Source organism: Lelliottia sp. 7254-16 (genome assembly GCF_002922995.1).
GTDB classification, from domain to species: Bacteria; Pseudomonadota; Gammaproteobacteria; order Enterobacterales; family Enterobacteriaceae; genus Enterobacter; species Enterobacter jeotgali.
On record NZ_PQVS01000020.1, the window covers coordinates 71,161 to 96,809 of the forward strand.

23 protein-coding genes are annotated in these 25,649 nt (G+C 54.2%); 12 read left to right on the top strand and 11 right to left on the bottom strand.

What is annotated here, in order from left to right; translation table 11 throughout:
- The first annotated feature begins 1 nt into the window (after position 1).
- From C3708_RS20935 to C3708_RS20945, 3 genes are all read left to right on the top strand, one after another.
- Positions 2–1,069, top strand: coding sequence for a LacI family DNA-binding transcriptional regulator (locus tag C3708_RS20935; protein WP_103950131.1), 1,068 nt, complete (start codon positions 2–4; stop codon positions 1,067–1,069).
- Positions 1,070–1,172: 103 nt separating this feature from the next.
- Positions 1,173–4,259, top strand: coding sequence for a beta-galactosidase (locus tag C3708_RS20940; RefSeq protein WP_103950132.1), 3,087 nt, complete (start codon positions 1,173–1,175; stop codon positions 4,257–4,259).
- Positions 4,260–4,320: 61 nt separating this feature from the next.
- Entirely contained in the window at positions 4,321–4,674 is a 354-nt protein-coding gene (locus C3708_RS20945; protein WP_095281025.1) for a DUF1428 domain-containing protein, read from the top strand.
- Between the two features lie 30 nt (positions 4,675–4,704).
- Here the strand turns inward: C3708_RS20945 and C3708_RS20950 are convergent, their stop codons facing one another.
- Positions 4,705–6,264: an EAL domain-containing protein gene (locus C3708_RS20950; protein ID WP_103950133.1), complete on the bottom strand. Its 1,560-nt coding sequence runs from the start codon at positions 6,262–6,264 to the stop codon at positions 4,705–4,707.
- A gap of 94 nt (positions 6,265–6,358) precedes the next feature.
- On the opposite strand from C3708_RS20950, the gene C3708_RS20955 reads away from it, so the two are divergent.
- Positions 6,359–7,078, top strand: coding sequence for a GntR family transcriptional regulator (locus C3708_RS20955; RefSeq protein WP_103950134.1), 720 nt, complete (start codon positions 6,359–6,361; stop codon positions 7,076–7,078).
- Here the strand turns inward: C3708_RS20955 and C3708_RS20960 are convergent.
- Positions 7,066–8,265, bottom strand: a complete 1,200-nt coding sequence (locus tag C3708_RS20960; RefSeq protein WP_103950135.1) for an enolase C-terminal domain-like protein — start codon at positions 8,263–8,265, stop codon at positions 7,066–7,068. The genes C3708_RS20955 and C3708_RS20960 overlap by 13 nt on opposite strands.
- A gap of 278 nt (positions 8,266–8,543) precedes the next feature.
- Here C3708_RS20960 and C3708_RS20965 point away from each other — a divergent pair, with 278 nt between their 5' ends.
- The 3 genes from C3708_RS20965 (at position 8,544) to ykgO (ending at position 10,417) form a co-directional block, all read left to right on the top strand.
- Positions 8,544–9,920 carry a PTS transporter subunit EIIC gene (locus C3708_RS20965; protein ID WP_103950136.1) on the top strand — a complete coding sequence of 459 codons (1,377 nt, stop codon included), beginning with the start codon at positions 8,544–8,546 and terminating at the stop codon, positions 9,918–9,920.
- 93 nt (positions 9,921–10,013) lie between these two features.
- Positions 10,014–10,274, top strand: coding sequence for a type B 50S ribosomal protein L31 (locus C3708_RS20970; protein WP_095281030.1), 261 nt, complete (start codon positions 10,014–10,016; stop codon positions 10,272–10,274).
- Positions 10,275–10,276: 2 nt separating this feature from the next.
- Positions 10,277–10,417, top strand: a complete 141-nt coding sequence (gene ykgO / locus C3708_RS20975; protein ID WP_003859006.1) for a type B 50S ribosomal protein L36 — start codon at positions 10,277–10,279, stop codon at positions 10,415–10,417.
- Here the strand turns inward: ykgO and C3708_RS20980 are convergent.
- On the bottom strand, positions 10,414–11,124 hold the full coding sequence (locus C3708_RS20980; RefSeq protein WP_095281031.1) for a GNAT family N-acetyltransferase: 711 nt from the start codon (positions 11,122–11,124) through the stop codon (positions 10,414–10,416). The two genes, ykgO and C3708_RS20980, sit on opposite strands and share 4 nt — an antisense overlap.
- A gap of 99 nt (positions 11,125–11,223) precedes the next feature.
- On the opposite strand from C3708_RS20980, the gene C3708_RS20985 reads away from it, so the two are divergent.
- Positions 11,224–12,681 carry a PLP-dependent aminotransferase family protein gene (locus tag C3708_RS20985; RefSeq protein WP_103950137.1) on the top strand — a complete coding sequence of 486 codons (1,458 nt, stop codon included), beginning with the start codon at positions 11,224–11,226 and terminating at the stop codon, positions 12,679–12,681.
- Here C3708_RS20985 and C3708_RS20990 read toward each other — a convergent pair.
- The 6 genes from C3708_RS20990 to acrA form a co-directional block, all read right to left on the bottom strand.
- The gene (locus C3708_RS20990) at positions 12,653–13,120 is read right to left on the bottom strand and encodes a YlaC family protein (protein ID WP_095281033.1); all 468 of its coding nucleotides are present in this window, start codon (positions 13,118–13,120) and stop codon (positions 12,653–12,655) included. The genes C3708_RS20985 and C3708_RS20990 overlap by 29 nt on opposite strands.
- A gap of 115 nt (positions 13,121–13,235) precedes the next feature.
- Positions 13,236–13,787 carry a maltose O-acetyltransferase gene (maa, locus tag C3708_RS20995; RefSeq protein ID WP_103950138.1) on the bottom strand — a complete coding sequence of 184 codons (552 nt, stop codon included), beginning with the start codon at positions 13,785–13,787 and terminating at the stop codon, positions 13,236–13,238.
- A gap of 217 nt (positions 13,788–14,004) precedes the next feature.
- Positions 14,005–14,223, bottom strand: coding sequence for an HHA domain-containing protein (locus C3708_RS21000; protein WP_012016344.1), 219 nt, complete (start codon positions 14,221–14,223; stop codon positions 14,005–14,007).
- Positions 14,224–14,250: 27 nt separating this feature from the next.
- Positions 14,251–14,625 (bottom strand): Hha toxicity modulator TomB, encoded by a 375-nt coding sequence (tomB, locus tag C3708_RS21005; protein ID WP_095281035.1) that lies wholly within the window; start codon positions 14,623–14,625, stop codon positions 14,251–14,253.
- A 508-nt stretch (positions 14,626–15,133) separates the two neighbouring features.
- On the bottom strand, positions 15,134–18,280 hold the full coding sequence (gene acrB / locus C3708_RS21010; RefSeq protein ID WP_095281036.1) for a multidrug efflux RND transporter permease subunit AcrB: 3,147 nt from the start codon (positions 18,278–18,280) through the stop codon (positions 15,134–15,136).
- Positions 18,281–18,302: 22 nt separating this feature from the next.
- Entirely contained in the window at positions 18,303–19,496 is a 1,194-nt protein-coding gene (gene acrA, locus C3708_RS21015) for a multidrug efflux RND transporter periplasmic adaptor subunit AcrA (protein ID WP_095281037.1), read from the bottom strand.
- Between the two features lie 142 nt (positions 19,497–19,638).
- Between acrA and acrR the strand changes: the two genes are divergently transcribed.
- Together acrR and mscK are read left to right on the top strand one after the other, a co-directional pair.
- Positions 19,639–20,292, top strand: a complete 654-nt coding sequence (gene acrR / locus C3708_RS21020) for a multidrug efflux transporter transcriptional repressor AcrR (protein ID WP_095281038.1) — start codon at positions 19,639–19,641, stop codon at positions 20,290–20,292.
- A gap of 107 nt (positions 20,293–20,399) precedes the next feature.
- Positions 20,400–23,753 (top strand): mechanosensitive channel MscK, encoded by a 3,354-nt coding sequence (gene mscK, locus C3708_RS21025; protein WP_165790687.1) that lies wholly within the window; start codon positions 20,400–20,402, stop codon positions 23,751–23,753.
- A gap of 45 nt (positions 23,754–23,798) precedes the next feature.
- On the opposite strand, the gene rsmS is transcribed toward mscK, so the two are convergent.
- Positions 23,799–23,954 (bottom strand): pleiotropic regulatory protein RsmS, encoded by a 156-nt coding sequence (gene rsmS, locus C3708_RS21030; RefSeq protein WP_095281040.1) that lies wholly within the window; start codon positions 23,952–23,954, stop codon positions 23,799–23,801.
- A gap of 12 nt (positions 23,955–23,966) precedes the next feature.
- Positions 23,967–24,494, bottom strand: a complete 528-nt coding sequence (gene priC, locus C3708_RS21035; RefSeq protein WP_095281041.1) for a primosomal replication protein N'' — start codon at positions 24,492–24,494, stop codon at positions 23,967–23,969.
- A 50-nt stretch (positions 24,495–24,544) separates the two neighbouring features.
- On the opposite strand from priC, the gene C3708_RS21040 reads away from it, so the two are divergent.
- Together C3708_RS21040 and apt are read left to right on the top strand one after the other, a co-directional pair.
- Positions 24,545–24,922, top strand: coding sequence for a DUF454 family protein (locus C3708_RS21040; RefSeq protein WP_095281042.1), 378 nt, complete (start codon positions 24,545–24,547; stop codon positions 24,920–24,922).
- A 154-nt stretch (positions 24,923–25,076) separates the two neighbouring features.
- Positions 25,077–25,628, top strand: a complete 552-nt coding sequence (gene apt, locus C3708_RS21050; protein ID WP_010428187.1) for an adenine phosphoribosyltransferase — start codon at positions 25,077–25,079, stop codon at positions 25,626–25,628.
- Positions 25,629–25,649: the final 21 nt, after the last annotated feature.

Sequence of the window (25,649 nt, forward strand, 5' to 3'; positions counted from 1 at the left end):
TATGAAAGCCATCACTCTGTATGACGTTGCCCGCCTGGCGGGCGTTTCCTATCAGACCGTTTCTCGCGTGATTAACGATGCAGAACACGTCTCCGCGCGCACCCGTGACAAGGTGCAGCAGGCGATGAGTGAACTGCATTACGTACCCAATCGCGGGGCGCAGCAGCTCGCCGGGAAACGCACCCGCACGCTGGGGTTGATCACCACCGATCTGGCACTGCATGCGCCGTCGCAAATCGCCTCTGCGGTCAAATCCCGCGCGGGCGAGTGTGGCGCAAGCGTGTTGATCTCGATGGTGGAACATCCCGAACGTTGCCAGGCAGCACTTCAGGAACTGCTGGCCCAGCGCGTGGAAGGGTTGCTGGTTAACGTACCGCTCGACGATCTGGATGCCGAAAAAATACGCCAGCTGGCCGCGCCGGTGCCGGTGCTGTTTTTTGATGTTTCCCCTGAAGCAAAAGTGCATCGCCTGGCCTTTGATGCGCAGCAGGGTGCGACGCTGGGTGCGGAGCATTTGCTGTCGCTTGGGCATCGAAAAATTGCCTTGCTCAGCGGGCCAGAAAGTTCCGTTTCATCACGCGCGCGTCTCGCGGGATGGCAAGCGAGGCTGGCGCAGGACAATATTATTCCTTGTGCGATTGCTCACGGCGACTGGAGCGCGGCGTCCGGGTATGAGAAAGGCCATCAGTTGCTGGCGGGGAACGCGTTACCCGATGCCATTCTGGTGGCGAACGATCAGATGGCGCTGGGTGTGATGCGCGCCTGCGCCGAAAAAGGCGTGGCCGTACCTGGGCAGATTTCGATTGTGGGATTTGATGACACCGCCGATAGCGCATGGTTTTCTCCGCCGCTGACCACCGTTCGCCAGGCGTTTCGCGAGGCCGGAGAGCGCAGCGTCGAGTGGCTCCTTTCTGAATCAGCGGACGGTCTCTGGCAGGTGCAGCTTCCGGTCACGCTGGTGGAGCGTCACTCCAGCGCGCGCCACGCCCCGCAGCAGGCCGATCGTGAAGCGCTGGCGCAGCAGCTGAAATCTCTGGCGCTGATGGCCGAGCAGCTGGCGCGGCAATAATCCTTTTGTGATCGGCCTCGCTTTGCGGGGTTCCGATCCTTTACCGGATCATATCACCAGGGCATTGTGATTAAAATTGTGAGCGCTTCGCAAAGAGGTCTATATGTCTGCTTTATCCCTGCCATCTCTCAAATCTGTTTTAGCTCGCCGTGACTGGGAAAACCCCGGCGTCACGCAGTGGCATCGTCTGCCTGCTCATGCGCCGTTTCGCAGCTGGCGCGATGAAGTTCAGGCGCGTGATGAGGAAAACCCTTCTTATAAACGGTCGCTGAACGGTGACTGGCAGTTCAGCTTTTTCACTGCTCCTGAAGACGTTCCTGACGAATGGATCATGGAAGATACGGTGAATGCAATCGCCACGCCGGTGCCATCTAACTGGCAGATGCAGGGCTTCGATACGCCGATTTATACCAATGTCACTTATCCGATTATCGTCAATCCTCCCTTTGTGCCAACTGAGAACCCCACGGGTTGTTACTCGCTCACATTTGAGGTGGATGAGCAGTGGCTGGAGAGTGGACAAACGCGCATCGTTTTTGACGGGGTGAACTCGGCGTTTTATCTCTGGTGTAACGGCGAGTGGGTGGGGTACTCCCAGGACAGCCGACTGCCTGCCGAGTTCGATCTCACCGCTGTGTTGAAACCGGGCAGCAACCGTCTGGCGGTGATGGTGCTGCGCTGGTGTGACGGAAGCTATCTGGAAGATCAGGATATGTGGCGCATGAGCGGTATTTTCCGCGACGTGTCGTTGCAGCATAAACCGCAAACTCACATCGTTGATTATCACCACGTCACCGAGCTGAATGCCGATTACGATCGCGCAAAATTGCAGGTAGAAGTCGCGCTTGGCGGAGAAAAATTTGCCGACTGCGAAGTCGCGCTGACACTCTGGCAGGGCGACGAATCGATTGCCACAGCCTCCGCCCGCCCCGGCTCTGCGGTTGTTGATGAACGCGGCAACTGGGTTGAACGATTAAGTGTTTCTATTCCCGTTGAAAAACCGGCGCTGTGGAGTGCCGAAGTTCCCGCGCTGTACCGCTTAACGATCGCACTGCGCGACGGACAGGGGAACTTGCTGGAAGTGGAGGCCTGCGATGTCGGCTTCCGCCGCGTGGAAATCAGTAACGGCCTGCTGAAGGTTAACGGTCAGCCGCTGTTGATCCGAGGGGTGAATCGCCACGAGCATCATCCTGAAAACGGCCAGGTGATGGATGAAGCCACCCTGCGCCGCGACATCGAACTGATGAAACAGCACAACTTTAACGCCGTGCGCTGTTCGCACTATCCTAACCATCCGCTGTGGTACACACTTTGCGACCGCTACGGCCTGTACGTAGTGGATGAAGCGAACATCGAAACCCACGGCATGGTGCCGATGAGCCGTCTGGCGGACGACCCGCGCTGGCTACCGGCCATGAGCGAGCGCGTGACGCGCATGGTGCAGCGCGACCGTAATCATCCGTCGATCATTATCTGGTCGCTGGGCAACGAGTCCGGTCACGGCGCGAATCACGATGCCCTGTATCGCTGGATAAAAACCACCGACCCGACGCGTCCCGTTCAATACGAAGGCGGCGGGGCAAACACCGCCGCGACGGATATCGTCTGCCCGATGTACGCCCGTGTCGATCAGGATCAGCCGTTCCCGGCGGTACCCAAATGGTCGATTAAGAAATGGATCGGCATGCCGGACGAGACACGCCCGCTGATTCTGTGCGAGTACGCCCACGCGATGGGCAACAGCTTTGGCGGGTTTTCCAAATACTGGCAGGCGTTCCGTAGCCATCCGCGTCTGCAGGGCGGATTCGTCTGGGACTGGGTGGATCAGGCGCTGACCAAAAAAGATGACAACGGCCAGACATTCTGGGCCTACGGCGGTGATTTTGGTGATAAGCCTAATGACCGTCAGTTTTGCCTGAACGGACTGGTGTTCCCGGATCGTACCCCGCATCCGGCTTTGTTCGAGGCCCAGCGTGCACAGCAATTTTTCACCTTCACCCAGGTGAGCACTTCGCCGCTGGTGGTGGAAGTACATAGCGATTACCTGTTCCGTCAGACCGACAACGAATCCCTGTGCTGGAATATCATGCGCGACGGCGAGGCGCTGGCGAGTGGCGAAGTCGTGCTGTCGATTGCGCCGCAGGGCACGCAGCGTATTGAGATTGCCCTGCCGGAAATCACCCCCGCAGAGGGAGAAGTCTGGCTGAATCTTGACGTTTTCCAGACGGCGGCAACAAGCTGGTCGCCAGCCCGTCATCGCTGCGCCTGGGATCAATTCCCTCTGCCCGCGCCGCTGTATATTGCACCGCCTGTCATCGGAAAGGTCAAACCGGAGCTGACGGTCAAAGATGACGCGCTGGAAATCACCCATCAGGGACAGCGCTGGCAGTTTGATCGCACTAGCGGGGATCTTGCCCAGTGGTGGAATAACGGCACAGCAACGCTGCGCTCGCCGCTTGTCGACAACTTTACCCGCGCGCCGCTGGATAATGATATTGGCGTCAGCGAAGCGACGCGCATCGATCCGAATGCCTGGGTAGAACGCTGGAAAGCGGCGGGCATGTACAATCTGACGCCGCGCCTGTTGCAATGCGAGGCGGAACAGCGCTCGCATGAAGTGGCAATCTTCACCCTGCACGCCTGGGAGTTCAATGGCAACGTGCTGTTCCTGAGTCGGAAAATCTGGACGGTAGACAGCAGCGGTGTATTGCACGGCGATGTGCAAATTCAGGTGGCGGGCGATATCCCGGAACCGGCGCGTATCGGTTTGAGCTGCCAGCTGACAGACGCACCGCAGTCCGCAAGCTGGCTGGGCCTCGGGCCAGAGGAAAACTATCCGGACAGAAAACTGGCCGCACGTCAGGGGCGCTGGACGCTGCCGCTCGACGCGCTGCATACGCCGTACATCTTCCCGACGGAAAATGGCCTGCGCTGCAATACGCGCGAACTGGCATTTGGCGATCATCAGTTGCGAGGTCAGTTCCACTTCTCGCTCAGCCGCTACAGCCAGCAGCAGCTGCGTGAGACGACTCATCACCATTTACTGGAAGCGGAGCCGGGCTGTTGGCTGAACATCGATGCGTTCCATATGGGCGTGGGCGGCGATGACTCCTGGAGCCCGAGCGTGTCGGCGGAGTTTATCCTGGCGCACAGGGAACTGCGTTACGCGTTTAGCTGGCGACAGGACTAAACTTAACCTCGTTATATGCGGCCACACGGGTGGTCGCATTATCACTTCGGAGGTTTGACTCATGAAGTATGTCGATGGTTTTGTGGTCGCTGTTCCTGCGGAAAATAAGGAGGCTTACCGCGCGATGGCAGCAAAAGCGGCCCCGTTGTTCAAAGAGTTTGGTGCGATACGGATCGTGGAGTGCTGGGCCGACGATGTGCCCGATGGAAAGCTGACCGATTTTCGCATGGCGGTAAAAGCCGAAGAGGGCGAAGAGGTGGTCTTTAGCTGGATTGAATATCCGTCGAAAGCCGTTCGCGATGAGGCGAATAAAAAGCTGATGTCCGACCCGCGTATGAAAGAGTTCGGCGAGTCGATGCCTTTTGACGGCAAACGGATGATCTACGGTGGATTTGCGCCGCTGCTGGACGAGTAATCGCAGCGCCCGGCGAGACTGGCCGGGCTTTTACTCTGGATCGAGATTAATCTCCGCCCACATGATGAACTCCACTTTAGATAGCGCTTTACTGTAAAGCCACCCCTGCCCGTACTGCACGCCGTGACGGCGCAGCCACTCCAGCTGCCCTTCCGTTTCAATCCCTTCGGCGACCATCGCCATGTTCAGTGATTTTGCCATCTCGATAATGTGCGGCGTGACGTTTTTGTACTCCAGCGCATCCACGAAAGATTTGTCGATCTTGAGCGTATCCACGTCGAGATCCTGCAAATAGCTGAGGCTGGAATACCCGGTGCCGAAATCGTCGATATAGACTGGATGCCCGGAACGGCGCAGGCTGGCCACGGCCGGGGCGCTGATTTTCGGGTCGGCAAAGCCGCGCTCGGTCAGTTCCAGTGCAATCTGCTGCGGTTTGATTTTCCAGTGGTTCAGGAGACGGCTCAGCAACGACGGCAGTTCATCGCAGAACAGATCCGCCGGAGAGAGGTTGATGGAAATATGCTGATCCGGATAGTGGCGCAGCCATTCGCCCATATCCTCAAATACTTTCTCGACAACCAGCCGGGTGAGGCGGGTAGTGAGTCCTGTTTGCTCCGCCAGTGGGATAAAAATGTTGGGTGATAACATGCTGCCATCCGGCTGCGGCCAGCGCACGAGGGCTTCGGCACCGGTGATCTTTCCGCTATCCAGCGCCACAATCGGCTGATAGTGCACCACCAGTTCGCGCGCGTTGATTGCATCCAGCAGGCGATAGCGTGGAGATTGCAGACGACGCAATACGCGCATGATAAACGCGGCAGCCATAATGCTGATTAACGCGCCAAAGGGCAGCCAGAACAGCAGTTGCCGGTGCCAACTCTCTTTTAACGGCTCAAGAGACGCCCAGGTGACCACGGCGTAGCGCAGCTCCGGCACGTTTTTCACCACGTACATTGACCCTTTATGCTGAAGTTGCGTGAGGCGTTCGTCGTGGAGCTGACGCCAGACATCCAGTTTCAGCGGGTTACTGCTGGCGAAAACCACATTGCTGTCTTCCCCGACCAGGGCAGCTTCAATGGGCCAGGTGCCAAAAGGGATCACGTCAATCAGGGAGGCCGGGTCGATCACCACCATGTAGTGACCCTTTCCCAGCACCAGCATAAAACGCTTAAAGCCCAGATCGTTTTGTTGCGTCAGCCAGGCGCTGTAGCCATCGACGGTGACACGCGCCGGCGGCGGGAAGCGGGCGGCGTTGCTGACCTGTTCGAGCGAAGAGCAGACGGGTTTTTGGTCATCAACATACATCACCTCCTGCACATAGCGCAGGGAGTAAGCCACCCTGCGCATCTGCAGGAGATGTTCGTGGCTGCAGGGGACGTCCTGAAATTCGTTGAGTTGGTTGAGCGCCATTTTGCCCTGGCCCACCACGCGCTCGGCGCGGATCAGTACGCGTTCGGAATAACGGTCCAACGCTTCGACAAAAGTATCTTCCGCCTGGCGATGGGCCAGCCAGACGCTCAGGCAGATGGGGATAAGCACCGCAATGATCAGAACACCAGTCACCAGGCTGACCAAATGGCGAGTTGTCATACTCGTGTTTCCTTTCTGATGTGCTGATTTAAATTACCGTGGAATGATAATCTTATAGTATGCGGCAGAGTTTGATTTCATTCAGGTAAGGCCAATGAAAAAAAAAGAGTTTGTGACGCAAGATCTGCTGAGCAAAATTTATCAGGATTCGACGCCTGGGCCGCGTAAGCTGTCGCCGGAAAGACAGCTCGCCGAGGAATACGGCGTTTCACGTTTTACCATTCGACAGGCACTGGAAAAGCTGGTCAGCATCGGCGTGGTGCGGATTGTGCAAGGTTCGGGGATCTGGATCAACGAGAATGCACGTAATAATCCTCTGGTTTATAACTCGATCACCGAAAAACGCTTCGATCAAATCCGCTACCGCATGATCAGTCTGCATAAAACGCGCCCTGACCGCGCTGCACAGCAGATTTTTGGACTCGATGAAGAGAGTTTTATCTGGCACTTCTGCCGTCTGCGCTACGTTGACGATGTGCCGGTGCAGCTCGAGATTTCCAGTATGCCGGTGGCTGATTTTCCCGATCTGAATCAGCAGGCGATTGAGCGCTCGATCCAACAGTATGTCCTGAGCAAAGGATTCACCATTTCCCATATGTTAACGACTTACCGCGCGGTGAGCGTGGGCCGTGAACAGGCGGTGATTCTGGGCTGCAAGAAGGGCAGCCCGGCGATGCATATTAATAATCGCGGCATTCTGGATGGCGGACGCGTGTTCGAAGTGAGTGACATTATCGACATCAATTACACCTGTACTTATGTCATCCCGTATAACCACGACAATTTAACCTGGCGTCAAAATCAGGGCGTGTGAAGGGTCCCGTCTGGCAGGCGGCTTTGCGTCCATTCATGAGGGCGATACACCAGCGGATGGGCCAGCGCTAACTCTTCAACGAAGCCCACGCCAATGCCTGGATTCACAGGTGGATAGATAAATCCGTCTTTCGCTTCTGGCGCGCCCGGGAAAACCGCGTCCGTGGTGGCGGAGCGGGGAATAAATTCCTGAATCGCCGCATTGTGCAGATGAATATTCAGATGGGTATTCACCGCCACGCCGATCGGCGTCATATCGCCCGGCCCATGCCACGCCAGACGCACACCAAAGGCCTGACAAAGATGCGCCAGCTTGATGGCCGGAGTGATCCCACCGATCTGCGAGACGTGGCAGCGGATGAAGTCGATGCGGCGATTGACGATCAGGTCGTGCCATTCAGCCGGGTTATTAAACAGTTCGCCCAGCGCCAGCGGGACGCAGCTTTGCTGACGCACCTGCTCCAGCCAGGCGCTTTGCTGTGGCGGTAAAATGTCTTCGATAAAATAAGGCTGGAACGGCTCAAGCTGTTTTGCCAGCTGAACGGCCTGCTGCGGGAACAAGCGTTCGTGAACGTCGTGCAGAATATGCAGCTGCCAGCCGTATTTTTCCCTTAGTGCGCGGAACATGTCGACGGTATTGGCCATGTATTCCTGCTGATCGAACCACGCACCGGGCGTCGGGTTATCTGGCGAGTGAAGCGCTGACGGTGTGCCGCCGTAAAAACCAAGCTGGCAGCGAATATGGCGATAACCCTGCGCCAACAGTTTATCCACCGAGGTGAAAAGCGCTTCCAGCGTGTCGCCGCTGGCGTGGCTGTAAGCGGGGATCGCATCGCGAGATTTGCCACCCAGCAGTTGATACAACGGCATGCCAGCCAACTGGCCTTTGATATCCCAGAGCGCCATATCGACACCTGATATCGCATTGTTCATGACCGGGCCATTACGCCAGTAGGCGTTGACGTTCATCATCTGCCATAAATCTTCGATGTTGTTGGCATCGCGTCCAATTAGCAGCGGCTTCAAATATTCATCCACCAGCGTTTTTACCGCCAGCGGGCGCTGCTGGAAAGTGGCACAGCCGTGTCCGGTGATACCCTGGTCGGTAGTCACTCGCACCGTCACCAGGTTATGTCGGTCCGGTCGGGTAATAAAACACTCAATATTTTTAATCATCACAGGCGTCACGAAATAACTCCTTTGGTGCTCTGTGGGAATAGGTTATGGGGAATATCATCACCCTAAAAATGTTGGCGGGTAAACCGTTTTTTTGACTATTTATTTTGGTAAGGTATTTAACGTAATAGTTATTAAAAAACGAACCAATTTTGACTTGGTGCGAGTTTTAAGTCTTTTGTAGTGGCTAAATGTGAGCGGTATCAAATTTTATTGGTTTGTTTTGTTGAGGTGGTTTAATTATCCTCATGGCAACATTAAAACGACAACAACATCCGGCAGGAGTCTTTATGGGGACGCAAGAAGCCATCAATAATATTATTCGTCTGGTCGGTGGCCAGGGGAATATCAATAAAGTCTGGCACTGTATGACGCGGCTACGTTTTGATCTGATTGACGATAATAAAGTGGATCAAACGGAGATTAAAAAACTGCCCGGCGTGCTGGGCGCGCAGCTGCAAAGCGACCAGTTTCAGGTCATTATCGGGCCGAAGGTGAACAGCTGGTACGAGCAAATGTTGAGCGTGCTGGGGAATAGCGACTCCGTAGCGCCGACAGTAACAAAAGGGCGTAAGAGCCTGGTGTCGCTGTTTATGGATACGGTGTCTGGCGTGTTTGGTCCGATTGTACCGGCGATTGCCGGGGCGGGGATGATCAAAGGGCTACTGGCCGGACTTATCGCCCTTAAAGTGGTGTCGGCAAAAAGTGATACGGTGATGGTTATCGATCTGATCGCCAGCGGCGTCTTTTACTTCCTGCCGTTCTTCCTTGCGGTTTCGGCGGCGAAGATCTTCAAAACCAACGAATATCTGGCAGCGGCGGTTGCGGCCTGTTTGATGTATCCGTCGCTTATCGAGGCGGCTAAAGCACTGGCAACGCATCAGGAAGGGGCGGCGAACGCTATCTGGTTGCTGGATGTGGTCCCGGTGTCGGTCTTTAACTATTCATCGAGCGTGATCCCGGTGATTTTCTCCATCCTGGCGTTGAGTTACATCCACCGCTGGGTGGATAGCATCATGCCTGATGTGCTCAAAACGGTATTTACCCCGACGCTGACGCTGTTCATTGGCGCACTGGCGGCGCTGGTGGTGATTGGGCCGATCGGGATTTGGCTGGGTAAAGGACTGGCGCTGTTCATTGAAGGGTTGTTTAGCGTATCAGCGAGTTTTGCCGGTTTAGTCGTGGGGGCGATTCGCCCGGTGGCGATCCTCACCGGAATGCACCACGCCATGACGCCTATCGCCTTGCAAAACTTTAGCGATCGCGGGTACGACATGTTGATGCCGATGATGTTTATGGCCAACATGGCGATTGCCGGTTCGACGTTTGCTATCTGGCGTTTAAGTCGCGACCGTCAGGAGCGCACCGTCACGCTGTCGGCGGCGATTTCCGCCCTGCTCGGCATTACGGAACCGGCGCTGTTTGGGGTTCTGACGCGCTACAAAAAAGCCTTTATCGCGGCGACGATTGCCAGTTCACTGGCCTCGGCGTTTATCGCTTTCTTTGGCGTGCGCCTCTACGGCTACATTCTATCGAGTATTTTCAGTTTACCGGCCTACATCGGGCCGTACTTTGTCTTTGCCCTTGCGGGCGTGGTGATGGCACTGATTCTGTCGTTTGTGTTAACGACCGTGCTGGTGGGCAAAGAACAGGCTTCACAAAAGTAAGCTGATGCCCTCGCCCGAAAAGGCGGGGGTTGTTTTTGTTTTATGACTCGGATATTATTTTGTTATGTTATAACAAAACATGACGAGTTGACCATGAAAGCAGATATCCATCCGTACTACCGCACCGTCGTTTTTCACGACACCAGTGCCAACGAATATTTTAAAGTAGGCTCGACGATTAAGACCGACCGCGAAATCGAACTCGACGGTGAAACGTTCCCGTATATCACCATCGAGGTCTCATCGAAATCGCATCCGTATTACACCGGTAAGCAGAAAACCTTCTCGACTGAAGGCAGCGCGGCCCGTTTCCGTCAGCGTTTTGGCGGTTTCATTAATGCGAAGCGAGGTTAATCATGCAGGTACTTAACTCGCTGCGCAGTGCCAAACAACGCCATCCCGACTGTCAGATTGTGAAACGCAAAGGCCGCCTGTACGTGATCTGCAAATCTAATCCGCGTTTTAAAGCGGTGCAGGGACGTAAGAAAAGACGTTAATTCAGTGATTCTCGCCAATTTTCCAGGGATCTTATCTGCTTGCCGTCGGCGCTGAAATTGTCGGCGGCAAGCCAGTTCTGAAATGCGCTGTCCAGCGCTTTCCACTCTTTATCAAGAATAGAAAACCAGTCGGTGTCGCGGTTGTGGCCTTTGATGACCAGCGCCTGACGAAAACGTCCTTCATACTGAAAGCCTAAACGCAGCGCTGCCCGGCGCGACGGTTCATTCAGGCTGTTACACTTCCACTCAAAACGACGATAGCCCAGCTCATCAAACACGTAGCGCATCAGCAGATACTGCGCTTCCGTAGACAGTGGCGTGCGGCTCAGCAGCGGTGAAAAATGAACGTGGCCCACTTCGATGACGCCATTTTTAGGATCGATCCGCATCAGTGCCAGCGTCCCGACGGGCGCGTTGGTTTTATTGTCGATAACGGTGAAATGAATGGGATCGGACAGTTCGCAGACGCTTGAAACCCAGGCGGTAAACTCTTCAACATTGGCATCCGGTTCACGCAATAGCCATGTCCAGCTGCGGGTATCTTCCGCCAGCTGATAGGCGGCAAAAAGCGCGGCGGCATGTTCCGGGCGTAGCGGGGTTAAAGAACAATAGCGCCCCTTAAGTTCCACACGTTCTGGATGCTGGCGCGGCTGCCAGTCGATAAGTGCGTCACCCACTGGCTGGCCAAACTGATTGAGTTGGTTCATGTTGATTCCTGTTGCTTAAGTAGAGTTTCAGAGTAGGGAATATGTGGCTCTGTAAAAAGGTCCACATTGTTATGTTATGGTGGTACCACGGAGGATGCCATGAACATACCAGGCGACGACTTTTACGCATTAATTACGCGAGCGCTGCAACAGCGCGGCGAGAATACGCTCCAGCGTTCGTTATACAAGGCGCTGCGCGAAGCCATTCTAAGCGGCAGGTTGCAGGCCGACAGCCGCTTGCCGGGTTCTCGTCTTATCGCCCAGCATCTGGCGATTTCCCGCAATACGGTGAACGCGGCGCTGGAACAGCTGACGCTCGAAGGCTATTTGCTGCGTAATCGCCAGGGGACACGCGTAGCTCGTCTGGGGAATCATGATTCAGCTCAGGAGCCGCAAGGGCTGGACGTTACCCTCGCGCGCCGCGTGGCACACCTTCCCGCGCCAACGCCGCGCGGCACGCCGGTGCCTGCATTCACGCCCGGTACGCCAGCAATCAACTATTTCCCTTTACCCCTTTGGCGACGCTTATACGATCGGGTGCTGCGCGAAGAGGGCAGCGCACTGCTGGGTTATGGTTCTCCGGCCGGAGAACTTACGCTTCGCGAGGCGATTGCCCGTCACCTTGCGCTCTCGCGTGGTATTCAGTGCGATGCCAGCCAGATTGTGATTACCGAAGGCGCGCTGGAAGGCGTAAGCCTGTGTACTCAGCTATTGAGTGAGGCGGGAGATATTGCCTGGATTGAAGATCCCGGATACGCAGGCGCAAAAAGCGCGTTTGCAAAATCGGGTCTGACGATGGTCGGGATGCCGGTTGATGAAGAAGGCGTGCGCCTGGAAATGCATGAGCACTCACCCAAACTGATATTCACCTCGCCATCTCATCAGTATCCCTACGGAAGTGTGCTCAGTATCAACCGGCGTTTTGCGCTGCTGGAAATAGCGCGTCAGCACAATGCCTGGATTATCGAAGATGATTACGACAGTGAGTTTCGCTATAGCGGCGAACTGGTCCCGGCGATGATGGGAATGCAGGATAATGCGCCGGTGGTGTATCTGGGGACGTTCAGCAAAACGCTGTTCCCGTCGCTGCGCACCGGATTCATGGTCTTGCCGAAAGCGTTAGCACACGCCGTCCAGCCCGCTATAGGTTCTTTGCTGCGCGGCGGGCACCGTGCCGAACAGCGCACGCTGGCGTTGTTTATCGAAGAGGGGCATTACGCGAGACATCTTGCGGCGATGCGCCGGCTGTATCGCAAGCGTTACCGACAGCTTCGCGAAGCGATTACAGCCGAACTCACCGTTCCACACCGGGTGCTGGCCGGAGAAGGTGGAATGCATTTGACGGTGGCGATTGATGGCGTGGATGATAAAGCGATCGTGCAGCAGGCAAAGCAGTATCAGTTGGCACCGGCGGCCCTGAGCGGCTATTACCTTGATACGCAGAACGGGCAAACCGGTCTGGTGCTGGGATACGGGAATACTTCAGCGTCGCAATTTGCGCCTGCTATCAGGCGCTTGCAAATGCTAATTACGCAGTGGCTGGACGAGAAAGGGTAAACACGTCGTAGAACGACAGTTCGCCTTTGGTGGAGATCATCTTCTGCAATTTCGCCTTTTGCGTTTCTTCCACGTTCGGTGAATGCAGAATCTCGCTGAGCAGCTCCGGCGGCACATAGCGCGTGTTGTACCACTCGCCGTTATAGCACACGCGGAAATCGAGTACGTCGATGTCTTCATAGCGATAGCGGGGATTAACGTCGAAGAAGAAAAAGGCATTAAAGACGATAAACAGAACCACCAGCAGCCAGACTGAGCCAATCAGCGTTTCTGACAGCAACATAACGACGAGCGTCGCCAGCAGCGCGGCATACATTGCCAGGAATAAGCCAGGGTGTTTACGGATAAAGCTAATGCTAAAGCGCGGGCGATTGTCGCGCTTTTCGCGGGAATTAAGATCGTCGATGGTTTGAGTAAGCAGGCGCTGTATCTCTGTCATTTATAACCTTCATGAATTTTAAAATACAGGGGATCTGCCTATTTTAGGGGAGCGGTTGGTGTGAAAAAAGTAACAGTTATGCGCTGAAAAACCATAACAGTTGCCGGTTTCTCGCTTACAGCGTTTTGATGACCTTCGCGGGATTACCGCCCACCACGACGTTAGCTGGCACGTCTTTTGTGACCACCGCGCCCGAGGCGACGACTACGTTATCGCCGATAGTCACACCGGGATTAATCACTGCGCGTCCACCAATCCAGACATTATTACCGATAGTAACCGGCTTGCCTAATTCGGCGCCGCTGTTGCGTTCTGTCGCATCTAAAGGATGGGTGGCAGTATAAATATGGACACCCGGCGCCAGCATGCAGTTATCACCGATATGAATAGGGCAAACGTCCAGCATCACGCAGTCGAAATTGGCGTAAAATTCTTTTCCGAGGAAAATGTTATAGCCGTAATCACAGCGAAAACTTGGCTCGATATATGCGCCTTCGGCCTGGCCAAGAAGGTCAGCCAGTATTGTACGACGTTCGGCTTTAGCATCGGGTTCCGTGTGGTTATAGCGATGAACCAGATGGCGTGCGCGCAGGCGCTCTGCCCGCAATGTTTCATCCGAGGGGCGGTAAAGTTCACCGGCAATCATCTTTTGTTTTTCTTCACTCATGGGAAACCTCACTGGAATAATCTTTGCGCAATAGCGTAAAGAACCTCATCGTGAAAGGGAACGTTCCCATTGAGCTGATGTGATGATAGTCACAACATTGTTGCCTTGGCGCACATTTGAAACGATGGGTCTGTCTGTCACACAGGGATCGTAAATCGAAAGGTGAGTTCAGCGTAAAGAAGATAACGATAAAACCTATAAAACACAGAGTTAAAAATTAACGGACAAATTTCCACACAGAAACAGGGATTTTGTCATACAGCTTATTCATCGTTAACTCAGCAAGGCGGTGATCGGCAGCTGAATAAAATACAGCCAATTCATGATCGGGCAGCTCGTATTTATTTTTTTCAATAACACGCTCCAGCGTGTCGAGTGACTGGCAACGTCGCAAGCGCATCAAATAATCTGTCTTTGTTAATGGTTTATCAGACATAAATTTACCTTAGTATTTGTAATAATTTTAACAGGAATGACTGACCGGGTTAGCTCTGCTCACGTTGATGAAACAACGGAATAGGCGATTTCCCGATTTGCGCCATTTTTGCAAATCCTGTGTGTTAATGCCGTAACTGCTGAACAACATAAAGGTGTCGTCCAGATATTCATCAATTTGCTCAATCAGTTTATTATCTTCATTGTACTTAATCTTATAATTAAGTGCGAAGGTTGCTATATGTTCGATGAGTTCATTTAGCTGCAAATTGATAGCGGAAGTTGGATCATTAACCCAGCCGTGGTTACTTTCATCAAGATTGGCAAGGCAGTCATGGTACAAGGATTCGCAGAGAAATTTCAACTGCGCGATATCATGCCTTTTTGGCGAGTACTCGTCCATAGCGCATCCCCTTTTGAGTGATTCTTTACTCACCGAGCATCAATGTCCGGATGGATACAACTGGCTTAGCCTTTACGGGTGCTTGTCCTGATGCCTTAACTATAATCCATGCTGATCAAGATTTCACCGCGCTATTACGAAAAATTACAATTAAAAGTTTAGTTAACGGGCTTTATGAGAATGTCCATCATTAATGGGGGCATTTTTAACGTCATCAAGGTTGGTAATTTGGCTGCAACCTTTAGATTCATCACGTTAGCTTAAATTTACGAATGAAATCAGGATTCAGACATGTCGCTTGTCACACTACTCGACCAGGAATAATCCTAATAATTTAAGGTGTCTCTGAATTATAATACCCGCAGCAGTGATTAATGAATGCATTAAATAGGATACGCCATATTACGATGGGGAAAATAAATGAACCGACAATAAGCGTATTTTATGATTTCGTTCAGACAAAGAAAAAGGCCGCAAATTGCGGCCTTTTTAGTATGTGAAACCGGTATCAGTGATGATCTACCGGGTGACTATGTTCAACGTCGTCACTCTTACGGCTGAAGCGGCGGCGTACCACCACGAAGAATACCGGAACGAAGAAGATAGCCAACACGGTCGCAGTGACCATCCCGCCCATTACACCTGTACCGACGGCATTCTGCGCACCGGAGCCTGCACCAGAGCTGATGACCAGCGGCATTACCCCAAGGATAAACGCCAGGGATGTCATCAGAATTGGACGCAGACGCATACGCACCGCTTCCAGCGTGGCCTCGATGAGGCCTTTACCTTCTTTATCCATCAGGTCTTTGGCGAATTCCACGATAAGTATCGCGTTCTTCGCCGACAAGCCAATGGTTGTCAGCAGGCCCACCTGGAAGTAAACGTCGTTGGTCAGACCACGGAATGTAGCGGCGAGTAGCGCACCGATAACACCCAATGGAACCACCAGCATAACGGAGAACGGAATCGACCAGCTCTCGTACAATGCGGCCAGACACAAGAACACCACAATCAGCGAGATGGCGTACAGGGCAGGGGCCTGGTTACCGGACAGACGTTCCTGATAGGACATACCCGTCCAGTCATAGCCGATGCCTGAAGGCAGTTTCGCCGCCAGTTCTTCCATCAGGTTCATGGCTTCACCGGTACTTCTGCCTGGTGCTGCCTGACCGAGGATTTCCATCGATGGCAAGCCGTTGTAACGTTCCAGACGCGGTGAACCGTATTCCCAGTGGGAAGTCGAGAAGGCCGAGAACGGAACCATCTGACCATTGCTGCCGCGTACATACCAGTTGTTAATATCGTTCGGCAACATACGGTATTGCGCTTCGGACATCACGTACACCTTCTTCACGCGACCACGGTCGATGAAGTCGTTGACGTAGCTACCGCCCCAGGCTGCGCCCAGTGTGGTATTGATGTCGCTAATAGAAACGCCCAGCGCCTGTGCTTTTTCCTGGTCGATATCAATCTTGTACTGCGGAGTATCTTCCAGGCCGTTAGGACGCACACCGACCAACAGGTCAGGGTGTTTTGCCACTTCACCAAAGAGCTGGTTACGTGCCTGAGTCAGTTTTTCGTGACCCAAACCGCCCTGGTCAATCAGCTGGAAGTCGAAGCCGGTCGCCGTACCCAGTTCCACAATCGCTGGCAGGTTGAACGCAAACACCATCGCATCTTTAATCTGCGAGAAGGTGCCCATCGCGCGGCCGGTAATTGCTTCAACTTTGTTCTCTTCGCCTGGACGTTCGCTCCAGTCTTTCAGAGATACGAAGGCGATGCCGGTGTTCTGACCACGACCCGCAAAGCCAAAGCCGTTAACCGCAAACACGGATTCAACGTTCGCTTTCTCTTTGGTGAGGTAGTAATTGGTCACTTCATCCAGCACTTTCTGGGTACGTTCTTGCGATGCACCCGCAGGAAGCTGCGCCATTGTCAGGAATACGCCCTGGTCTTCATCCGGCAGGAAGGAGCTTGGCAGACGAACGAACAGGAACGCCATGCCGACCACGATGATGATATACAGCAGCAGATAACGACCGGTGCTGCGCAGAATATTGCCTACGCTGTCGGTGTAATGATGAGTGCTCTTATCAAACATGCGGTTGAACCAACCGAAGAACCCTTTATGCTCACCGTGGCCCCCTTTCTGAATCGGTTTCAGCATGGTGGCGCACAGCGCTGGCGTCAGGATCAATGCCACGAGAACAGACAGCGCCATTGCCGAAACAATGGTGATGGAGAACTGACGGTAAATCGCACCGGTTGACCCACCGAAGAAGGCCATCGGGATAAATACCGCTGACAGAACCATCGCGATACCGACCAGTGCGCCCTGAATCTGGCCCATTGATTTACGCGTCGCTTCCTTCGGCGGGAGTCCTTCTTCGGCCATCACACGCTCGACGTTTTCGACCACCACGATGGCGTCGTCCACGAGCAAGCCGATGGCGAGCACCATCCCGAACATCGTCAGGGTGTTTATCGAGAAGCCGAACATCGCCAGTATCGCAAATGTGCCTAACAGTACGACCGGTACGGCGATGGTTGGAATCAACGTCGCGCGGAAGTTTTGCAGGAACAGATACATCACCAGGAACACCAGGATGATCGCTTCGACCAGCGTTTTCACTACTTCGTGAATCGAGATTTTAACGAATGGCGTGGTGTCATACGGGTAAACGATTTTCAGACCTGACGGGAAGAACGGCTCCATTTTCGCCAGTTCAGCACGGATCGCATTGGCGGTATCCAGCGCGTTTGCGCCAGTCGCCAGTTTAATCCCCAGACCGGAAGCAGGCTGACCGTTGAACTTCGCTACGATGTCGTAGTTTTCACCGCCCAGTTCAACCTTCGCAACGTCGCGCAGGCGAACCTGAGAACCGTCCTGATTCACTTTGAGCAGAATTTTACTGAACTCATCGGCCGACGTCAGACGGGTCTGCGCGATGATAGAGGCGTTCAACTGCTGGCCTTTCACCGGCGGCGTACCGCCTAACTGACCGGCGGCGACCTGGGCGTTCTGCGCTTTAATGGCGCTGATCACGTCCACTGGCGTCAGCTGGAAGTTGTTCAGTTTGTTCGGGTCCATCCAGATACGCATCGCGTACTGTGAACCAAACAGCTGAACGTCACCCACACCAGAAGTACGGCTGATAGCGTCCTTCATGTTGGCGCCCACGTAGTCGGAAATATCCTCCTGCGTCATGGTGCCGTTGGTGTTGATAACGCCAACAACCATCAGGAAGCTACTGGAAGATTTCTCCACGCTCACGCCCTGCTGCTGCACTTCTTGCGGCAGTAACGGCATAGCCAGCTGCAGTTTGTTCTGCACCTGAACCTGCGCGATATCCGCATCAGTACCAGACTGGAAGGTCAGGGTAATCTGAACTGTACCGGTTGAGTCACTGTTGGAGGACATGTACATCAGGTTATCGATACCGTTCATGTTCTGTTCGATAACCTGTGTCACGGTGTCCTGCACCGTTTTTGCGTCAGCCCCAGGATAGGTCGCGGTGATCGAAACTGCAGGCGGCGCAATCGTTGGATATTGCGCTACGGGCAGCTTCAGGATCGCCAGTCCCCCTGCAAGCATGATGATGATAGCGATCACCCATGCAAATATGGGGCGATCGATAAAGAAATTAGGCATGTCTTAACGGCTCCTGTTTAAGTTAAGACTTGGTTTGTTCTGACTGGCCACCGGCTGCGGCTTGTTGTTTCTCGTCAGATTTGACTTCCTGTGCTTTCACCTGCGCGCCAGGACGTACTTTTTGCAAACCAGTAACAATCACGCGATCGCCATCTTTCAAACCTTCCGTCACCAGCCATTTGTCGCCAATCGCCTGCGTAGCAGTGATTTGACGCGTTTCGACTTTGTCATCAGCACCGACAACCAGTGCGCTGGCATCACCGCGTGGCGTACGGGTTACGCCCTGCTGTGGAACCAGAAGTGCGGTTGGGTTGGTGCCTTCTTCCAGACGCGCGCGAACGAACATACCTGGCAACAGCGTGTGGTCAGGGTTCGGGAAAATCGCACGTAAGGTGATAGAACCAGTGGTTTGATCGACGGTCACGTCAGAAAATTCCAGCGCGCCAGCCTGCGGGAATTTGATGCCATCGCTGGTCACCAGTTCCACTTTTGCTTTACCGTTTTCTTGTTTCAGCGCACCGCTGGCCAGCTCTTGTTTCAGACGCAGGAAATCGTTGCTGGACTGCGTAACATCCACGTAGATCGGGTCAAGCTGCTGCACAGTTGCCAGCGCAGTGGCTTGTCCGTTCTGTACCAGAGCGCCTTCAGTGACGGCTGATTTACCAATACGGCCGCTGATAGGGGAGGTCACTTTGGTGTACGCCAGGTTAATGCGTGCCGTTTCAACAGCGGCTTTTGCGGCAACAACTGCAGCGTTAGACTGTTGAGAATCGGCCAGCGCCGTGTCGTAATCCTGTTGGCTGATGTATTGCGTGCCGAGCAGTTTTTTATAGCGGTTCAACGTCAGCTGGGAGATTTTGGCTGCCGCTTCGGCTTTAGCCAGATCGCCTTTAGCGCTTTCGTAAGCGGCCTGATAGGTTGCTGGATCAATCTGATACAGAGAAACACCCGCTTCGATATCACCACCCTCGGTGAAGTTACGTTTCAGGATGATCCCGCTAACCTGAGGACGAACTTCCGCAACGCGGTAAGCGCTTGTACGGCCTGGTAATTCTGTGGTGATTTGGAGAGGTTCAGTTTTCAGCGTCACGACACCCACTTCTGGCATCTGCTGTGCTCCCTGTTGAGCCTGTTTCTCATCACATCCTGTAAGCGCTAAGCCGCCTGAGAGCATCAGAACGATCGCCAGAGGCGTTAGCCCTCTGTTTTTGTTCATATGTAAACCTCGAGTGTCCGATTTCAAATTGATCAATGGATCAAAAGTCCGCAAACCCATTGCTGCGTTTATATTATCGTCGTGCTATGGTACATACATTCATAAATGTATGTAAATCTGACTCCTGTAAATTCATTGACGTATGGCACGAAAAACCAAACAACAAGCGCTTGAGACACGTCAACACATACTGGATGTGGCATTACGCCTGTTTTCTCAGCAGGGAGTGTCTTCTACATCCCTGGCGCAGATTGCTCAGGCCGCTGGCGTCACACGCGGAGCGATTTACTGGCATTTCAAAAATAAGTCAGATTTATTCAGTGAAATTTGGGAGTTATCAGAATCCAGTATTACCGATCTTGAGACTGAGTATCGGGCAAAATTCCCTGACGATCCACTCTCAGTTCTGAGAGAAATTCTTGTCCATGTTCTTGAGGCGACAGTGATTGAGGAAAGACGCCGCCTGATGATGGAGATCATCTTCCATAAATGTGAGTTTGTCGGCGAAATGGCCGTTGTGCAACAGGCACAACGAAGCTTATGCCTGGAAAGTTACGATCGTATCGAATATACGCTGAATCAATGTATTCAGGCTAACATGCTGCCAGCAAATTTGCTCACCCGCAGAACGGCTATTTTGATGCGCAGCTATATTTCCGGGCTGATGGAAAACTGGCTTTTTGCCCCGCAGTCGTTCGACCTGAGACAAGAAGCACGCAGCTACGTCGCCATTTTGCTGGAGATGTGCCAGTTCTGCCCGACGCTTCGCGCTGAACCCGATTCCCTGCCGGGCTGAGCGCGGCCAGGAATTATCCTGGAGCATTATGTTCGCGCTATTCTGCCTGCACCTGCCGTGATATCCTTCGCGCCAGACTATTTCCGGTCATTTCTGACATCAAATTCATCACTATGCTGCACTACACTCGCTCGCAACACCCTGTTTTCGCCCTGATTTTCGCGGTGCTGTTTTACTTCGCTATGGCCCCCGCCGTTCATGCTCGTGCTGACAACAATAACGATGTCCCGACCCGTGCAGACGTTCAGTCTCAACTGGACGCACTGAACAAGCAAAAAGACCTCACGCCGCAGGAAAAGCTAGTGCAGGCCGATCTGTCGGAAACGATTGAGACGCTGGATAAAATCGAGCGCGTCAAAACCGAAACCACCCAGCTACGTCAGAAAGTGGCCGAAGCACCGGACAAAATGCGCCAGGCTACGGCCTCGCTCAATGCCCTGAGCGACGTCGACAACGACGATGAAACCCGCAAAACCTTGGCCACGCTCTCCCTTCGCCAGCTTGAGTCCCGCATGTCGCAGGTGCTCGATGATTTACAAACCGGGCAGAGCGATCTCGCCACCTACAACAGCCAGCTGGTTTCTCTGCAAACACAGCCGGAACGCGTGCAGAACGCGATGTACTCCGCCTCGCAGCAGCTTCAGCAGATCCGTAACCGCCTGAACGGCACCACGGTGGGCGAGGGCGCGCTGCGTCCGACGCAGCAAACGCTGCTGCTGGCCCAGCAAACGCTGCTCAATGCGCAAATTGACCAGCAACGCAAAAGCCTCGAAGGCAATACCATTTTGCAGGATACGCTGCAAAAGCAACGCGATTATGTCACGGCCAATATCAATCGACTTGAGCATCAGCTCCAGCTATTGCAGGAAGCGGTCAACAGTAAGCGCCTGACGCTGACGGAAAAAACAGCGCAGGAAGCGGTCTCGCCGGACGAAACTACCCGTATCCAGAGCAATCCGCTGGTGAAGCAGGAACTGGATATTAACCACCAGCTCAGCCAGCGGCTCATTCAGGCCACTGAAAGCGGTAACTCGCTGGTGCAGCAAAATATCAAAGTTAAAAACTGGCTGGATCGCGCGCTGCAGGCGGAACGTAATATTAAAGAACAGATTGCGGTGCTGAAGGGCAGTCTGCTGCTTTCGCGCATTCTTTATCAGCAACAGCAGACGCTGCCGTCCGCCGATGAACTGGAAGACATGACCAACCGCATTGCGGATTTGCGTCTGGAACAGTTTGAAATCAACCAGCAGCGCGACGCGCTTTTCCAGAGCGACGCCTTTGTCGCCAAAGTCGAAGACGGTCATTCCAGCGAAGTGAATGACGAAGTTCACGATGCGCTGCTCCAGGTGGTGGATATGCGCCGTGAGCTGCTGGATCAGCTCAACAAACAGCTGGGCAATCAGCTGATGATGGCGATTAACCTGCAAATCAACCAGCAGCAGCTGGTGAGCGTGTCGAAAAGCCTGAAGGAAATCCTCACCCAGCAAATCTTCTGGGTAAACAGCAATAAACCGATGGACTGGGACTGGATTAAATCTTTCCCTGAGACACTGAAATCCCAGATTAAGAGCATGAAAATTACCGTCAACTGGGAGAAAGCCTGGCCTGCGGTGATGATTGCATTCCTCGCCGGTCTGCCGCTGCTGTTGATTGCGGGACTGATCCGCTGGCGTCTCGGCTGGCTTAAAAAGTATCAGGCGAAGCTGGCCCATGAAGTGGGGCAACTGCGCAATGACAGCCAGTTACACACGCCAAAAGCGATTTTCATCGACCTGATCCGCGCCCTGCCTGTGTGTCTGCTGATCCTGGCGGCGGGCCTGATCCTGCTGACCATGCAGCTCAACATCAGCGATCTGCTGTGGGCGTTCAGCAAAAAACTGGCGCTGTTCTGGCTGGTGTTCGGTCTGTGCTGGAAAGTGCTGGAAAAAGACGGCGTGGCGGTGCGCCACTTCAATATGCCTGAACAGCTCACCAGCCACTGGCGTCGCCAGATTGTGCGCGTGAGCCTGGCGCTGCTGCCGCTGCACTTCTGGTCGGTCGTGGCCGAACTTTCCCCGCTGCATCTGATGGACGACGTGCTCGGCCAGCTCGCTATCTTCCTGAACCTGCTGCTGATTGCAGTGCTGATGTGGCCGATGTGCCGCGACAGCTGGCGCGACAAAGAGTCGCATAACATTCGGTTGATCACCGTCACCGTGCTGGCGATTATTCCGCTGGCGCTGATGGTGCTAACCGCGACGGGCTATTTCTACACCACGCTGCGCCTGTCGGGCCGCTGGATTGAAACCGTCTATCTGGTCATTCTCTGGAACCTGCTGTACCAAACGGTGCTGCGCGGTCTGAGCGTTGCGGCGCGGCGTATCGCCTATCGTCGTGCGCTGGCCCGTCGTCAGAACATGGTGAAAGAGGGCGCTGAAGGGGCGGAGCCGCAGGAAGAGCCGACCATCGCGCTGGAGCAGGTGAACCAGCAAACGCTGCGTATCACCATGCTGGTGATGATCGCCCTGTTTGGTGTGATGTTCTGGGCGATCTGGTCTGATTTGATCACCGTGTTTGCCTATCTCGACAGTATTACCCTGTGGCAGTACAACGGCACTGAAGCCGGTGCGGCGGTAATGAAAAGCGTGACGATGGGCAGTCTGCTGTTTGCGCTGGTTTCGTCGGTGGTGGCCTGGGCGCTGATCCGCAACTTACCTGGTCTGCTGGAAGTACTTATCCTGTCGCGTCTCAACATGCGGCAGGGCTCTTCTTACGCCATCACCACCATTCTCAACTATGTGATTCTGGTGACCGGGGCGATGACTGTCTTCGGTTCGCTGGGCGTCTCGTGGGATAAATTACAGTGGCTGGCCGCTGCGCTGTCGGTCGGTCTCGGTTTCGGTTTGCAGGAGATCTTCGGGAACTTCGTCTCTGGCCTGATCATTCTGTTCGAACGCCCGGTGCGTATCGGCGATACGGTCACCATCGGCACCTTCTCCGGGACGGTCAGCAAGATCCGCATCCGTGCGACGACGATCACCGACTTCGACCGCAAAGAGGTGATCATCCCGAACAAAGCCTTCGTGACCGAACGTCTGATCAACTGGTCGCTTTCCGACACCATCACTCGCGTGGTGATCCGCCTCGGCGTGGCGTACGGTTCGGATCTGGACAAGGTGAAAGAGGTGCTGCTGCGAGCGGCAACGGAGCATCCGAAAGTGATGCACGATCCGGCACCGTCCGTGTTCTTCACCACATTCGGGGCAAGTACCCTGGATCACGAGCTGCGTTTATACGTGCGTGAACTGCGCGATCGTAGCTATGCGGTGGACGAACTCAACCGCACCATCGATCGTCTGTGCCGTGAAAACGACATCAATATCGCCTTCAACCAGCTCGAAGTTCACCTGCGCAATGAGAAGGGTGACGAGCACACGGAAGTGAAGCGCGAAGTGAAGGGCGACGATCCGACGCCAGCTTGATCTTATTCCCTCTCCTTTTGGGAGAGGGCTGGGGTGAGGGGGAAACTACGGCGCTGAGTCAGGACGTAGTTTCCCCTCAAAATCCCGCCGCACAATCTCCAGTGCTTTCAACACCGTCTCCGCCGGAAGGTCATGATTTTCCAGCAGCATTATCAAATCGACGGCCAGTTTGACCTCATCAGGCGCATTTTCCAGCGACATGTTTAGCTCCATTTAGCGGGTCATGCGCGCAATCACGCGCTCTATCTCATCCAGCGCCTGACGGCAGCGGATGAGTCGTCCTTCCAGGGCGGAAATTTCCCGCATTAAACGCTGCTGTTCTTCCAGCGTTTCGCTTCCTTTAAGCTGCTGTTCGCGTTCGTTTTTCATCGCGTACAGGCGACGCTCAAAATCCTGATGCTCCAGCCGCTTACGCTGCCATTTTGCCGCTCCCGGCGAAGGTGTATCCCATACGCGCAGCGGCCAGGCGGTGATTTCACGGTGTAAGGCGGTGACCTGTTCCACCAGATGCTCCGCCAGCCACGCCACCTGCTCGTTTTGCTGGCTCTCGACGGCATGACGCAGCTCATCAAGGTTATGCTGAGTTTCATCCAGATAATCTTTTATCAGGGTACTGCGGGTACGAAACAACTGCCGGTCAAAGCGTGGCTTCAGCGTCGCGTGCTGCAACAGCGGTGATGCCTGCTGACGCAGGGCGATCAGCTGATTTTGCAGCGTCTCCAAAAGCAAGGCTGTTTTCAATACGCTCTCCAGTGGTAAAGTAGCCGTTCAGTTTGATAACGATTCGCATTATGCAGCGTACTATTTTAATCATCATTGGCTGGCTTGCGGTAGTGCTGGGTACGCTCGGCGTGGTTTTGCCATTGCTACCTACGACGCCCTTTATTCTGCTGGCGGCGTGGTGTTTTGCCCGTTCATCGCCGCGCTTTCACCACTGGTTGCTCTATCGCTCGTGGTTTGGCGGCTATCTGCGCCACTGGCAACAATACCGGGCGATGCCACCTGGCGCAAAGCCTCGTGCTATTGCAGTCACGCTTGTGACCTTTGCCATTTCATTATGGCTGGTGAAGATGATGTGGGTGCGTATCCTGCTGCTGGCGATCCTCGCCTGTCTGCTTTTCTTTATGTGGCGAATCCCCGTCGTTGATGAAAAGCAACAAAAGCACTGAAGAGCAATGATGGCTGTTGCAATTATCCCGCTCAGCCAGTAAATTCGACCGTTTTCGAGCACAGGTGCGCCTGGTCAAAAGTTAATCGCTTGTTACTTTGACCACATGATTATGCGCGCCGTGAGAAACACCGTTTTTAACCAGGCATACATTTATGACCGCGACTGCGCAGCAGCTTGAATTTCTGAAAAACAGCATCAAAAGCATCCAGGACTATCCAAAGCCTGGCATTCTTTTCCGTGATGTCACCAGCTTGCTGGAAGACCCGAAAGCGTACGCACTCAGCATTGAATTGCTGGTTGAGCGTTATAAAAACGCCGGGATCACCAAAGTAGTAGGGACCGAAGCGCGTGGCTTCCTGTTCGGCGCACCGGTTGCGCTGGCGATGGGCGTGGGCTTTGTGCCGGTACGCAAACCGCGCAAACTGCCGCGTGAAACCATTGCCGAGAGCTATGAGCTGGAATACGGCACCGATCAGCTGGAAATTCACGTTGATGCGATCAAACCTGGCGACAAAGTGCTGGTGGTTGACGATCTGCTGGCGACTGGCGGTACGATCGAAGCGACCGTGAAGCTGATCCGTCGTCTGGGTGGCGAAGTGACCGATGCGGCCTTCATCATCAATCTGTTCGATCTCGGCGGCGAACAGCGCCTGGAAAAACAGGGTATCACCAGCTACAGCCTGGTCCCTTTCCCGGGTCATTAATCCCTCTTCCCGCAACCTCGC

Coding starts and splice junctions, on each gene's coding strand:
- acrA (WP_095281037.1), bottom strand. CDS start 19,496: ATGAACAAAAACAGAGGGCTAACGCCTCTGGCGATCGTTCTGATGCTC.
- C3708_RS20955 (WP_103950134.1), top strand. CDS start 6,359: ATGAAAAAAAAAGAGTTTGTGACGCAAGATCTGCTGAGCAAAATTTAT.
- C3708_RS20970 (WP_095281030.1), top strand. CDS start 10,014: ATGAAAGCAGATATCCATCCGTACTACCGCACCGTCGTTTTTCACGAC.
- C3708_RS20945 (WP_095281025.1), top strand. CDS start 4,321: ATGAAGTATGTCGATGGTTTTGTGGTCGCTGTTCCTGCGGAAAATAAG.
- C3708_RS20980 (WP_095281031.1), bottom strand. CDS start 11,124: ATGAACCAACTCAATCAGTTTGGCCAGCCAGTGGGTGACGCACTTATC.
- acrR (WP_095281038.1), top strand. CDS start 19,639: ATGGCACGAAAAACCAAACAACAAGCGCTTGAGACACGTCAACACATA.
- ykgO (WP_003859006.1), top strand. CDS start 10,277: ATGCAGGTACTTAACTCGCTGCGCAGTGCCAAACAACGCCATCCCGAC.
- C3708_RS20965 (WP_103950136.1), top strand. CDS start 8,544: ATGGGGACGCAAGAAGCCATCAATAATATTATTCGTCTGGTCGGTGGC.
- acrB (WP_095281036.1), bottom strand. CDS start 18,280: ATGCCTAATTTCTTTATCGATCGCCCCATATTTGCATGGGTGATCGCT.
- maa (WP_103950138.1), bottom strand. CDS start 13,787: ATGAGTGAAGAAAAACAAAAGATGATTGCCGGTGAACTTTACCGCCCC.
- C3708_RS20985 (WP_103950137.1), top strand. CDS start 11,224: ATGAACATACCAGGCGACGACTTTTACGCATTAATTACGCGAGCGCTG.
- rsmS (WP_095281040.1), bottom strand. CDS start 23,954: ATGTCGCTGGAAAATGCGCCTGATGAGGTCAAACTGGCCGTCGATTTG.
- C3708_RS21040 (WP_095281042.1), top strand. CDS start 24,545: ATGCAGCGTACTATTTTAATCATCATTGGCTGGCTTGCGGTAGTGCTG.
- C3708_RS21000 (WP_012016344.1), bottom strand. CDS start 14,223: ATGTCTGATAAACCATTAACAAAGACAGATTATTTGATGCGCTTGCGA.
- tomB (WP_095281035.1), bottom strand. CDS start 14,625: ATGGACGAGTACTCGCCAAAAAGGCATGATATCGCGCAGTTGAAATTT.
- C3708_RS20935 (WP_103950131.1), top strand. CDS start 2: ATGAAAGCCATCACTCTGTATGACGTTGCCCGCCTGGCGGGCGTTTCC.
- C3708_RS20940 (WP_103950132.1), top strand. CDS start 1,173: ATGTCTGCTTTATCCCTGCCATCTCTCAAATCTGTTTTAGCTCGCCGT.
- C3708_RS20950 (WP_103950133.1), bottom strand. CDS start 6,264: ATGACAACTCGCCATTTGGTCAGCCTGGTGACTGGTGTTCTGATCATT.
- apt (WP_010428187.1), top strand. CDS start 25,077: ATGACCGCGACTGCGCAGCAGCTTGAATTTCTGAAAAACAGCATCAAA.
- C3708_RS20990 (WP_095281033.1), bottom strand. CDS start 13,120: ATGACAGAGATACAGCGCCTGCTTACTCAAACCATCGACGATCTTAAT.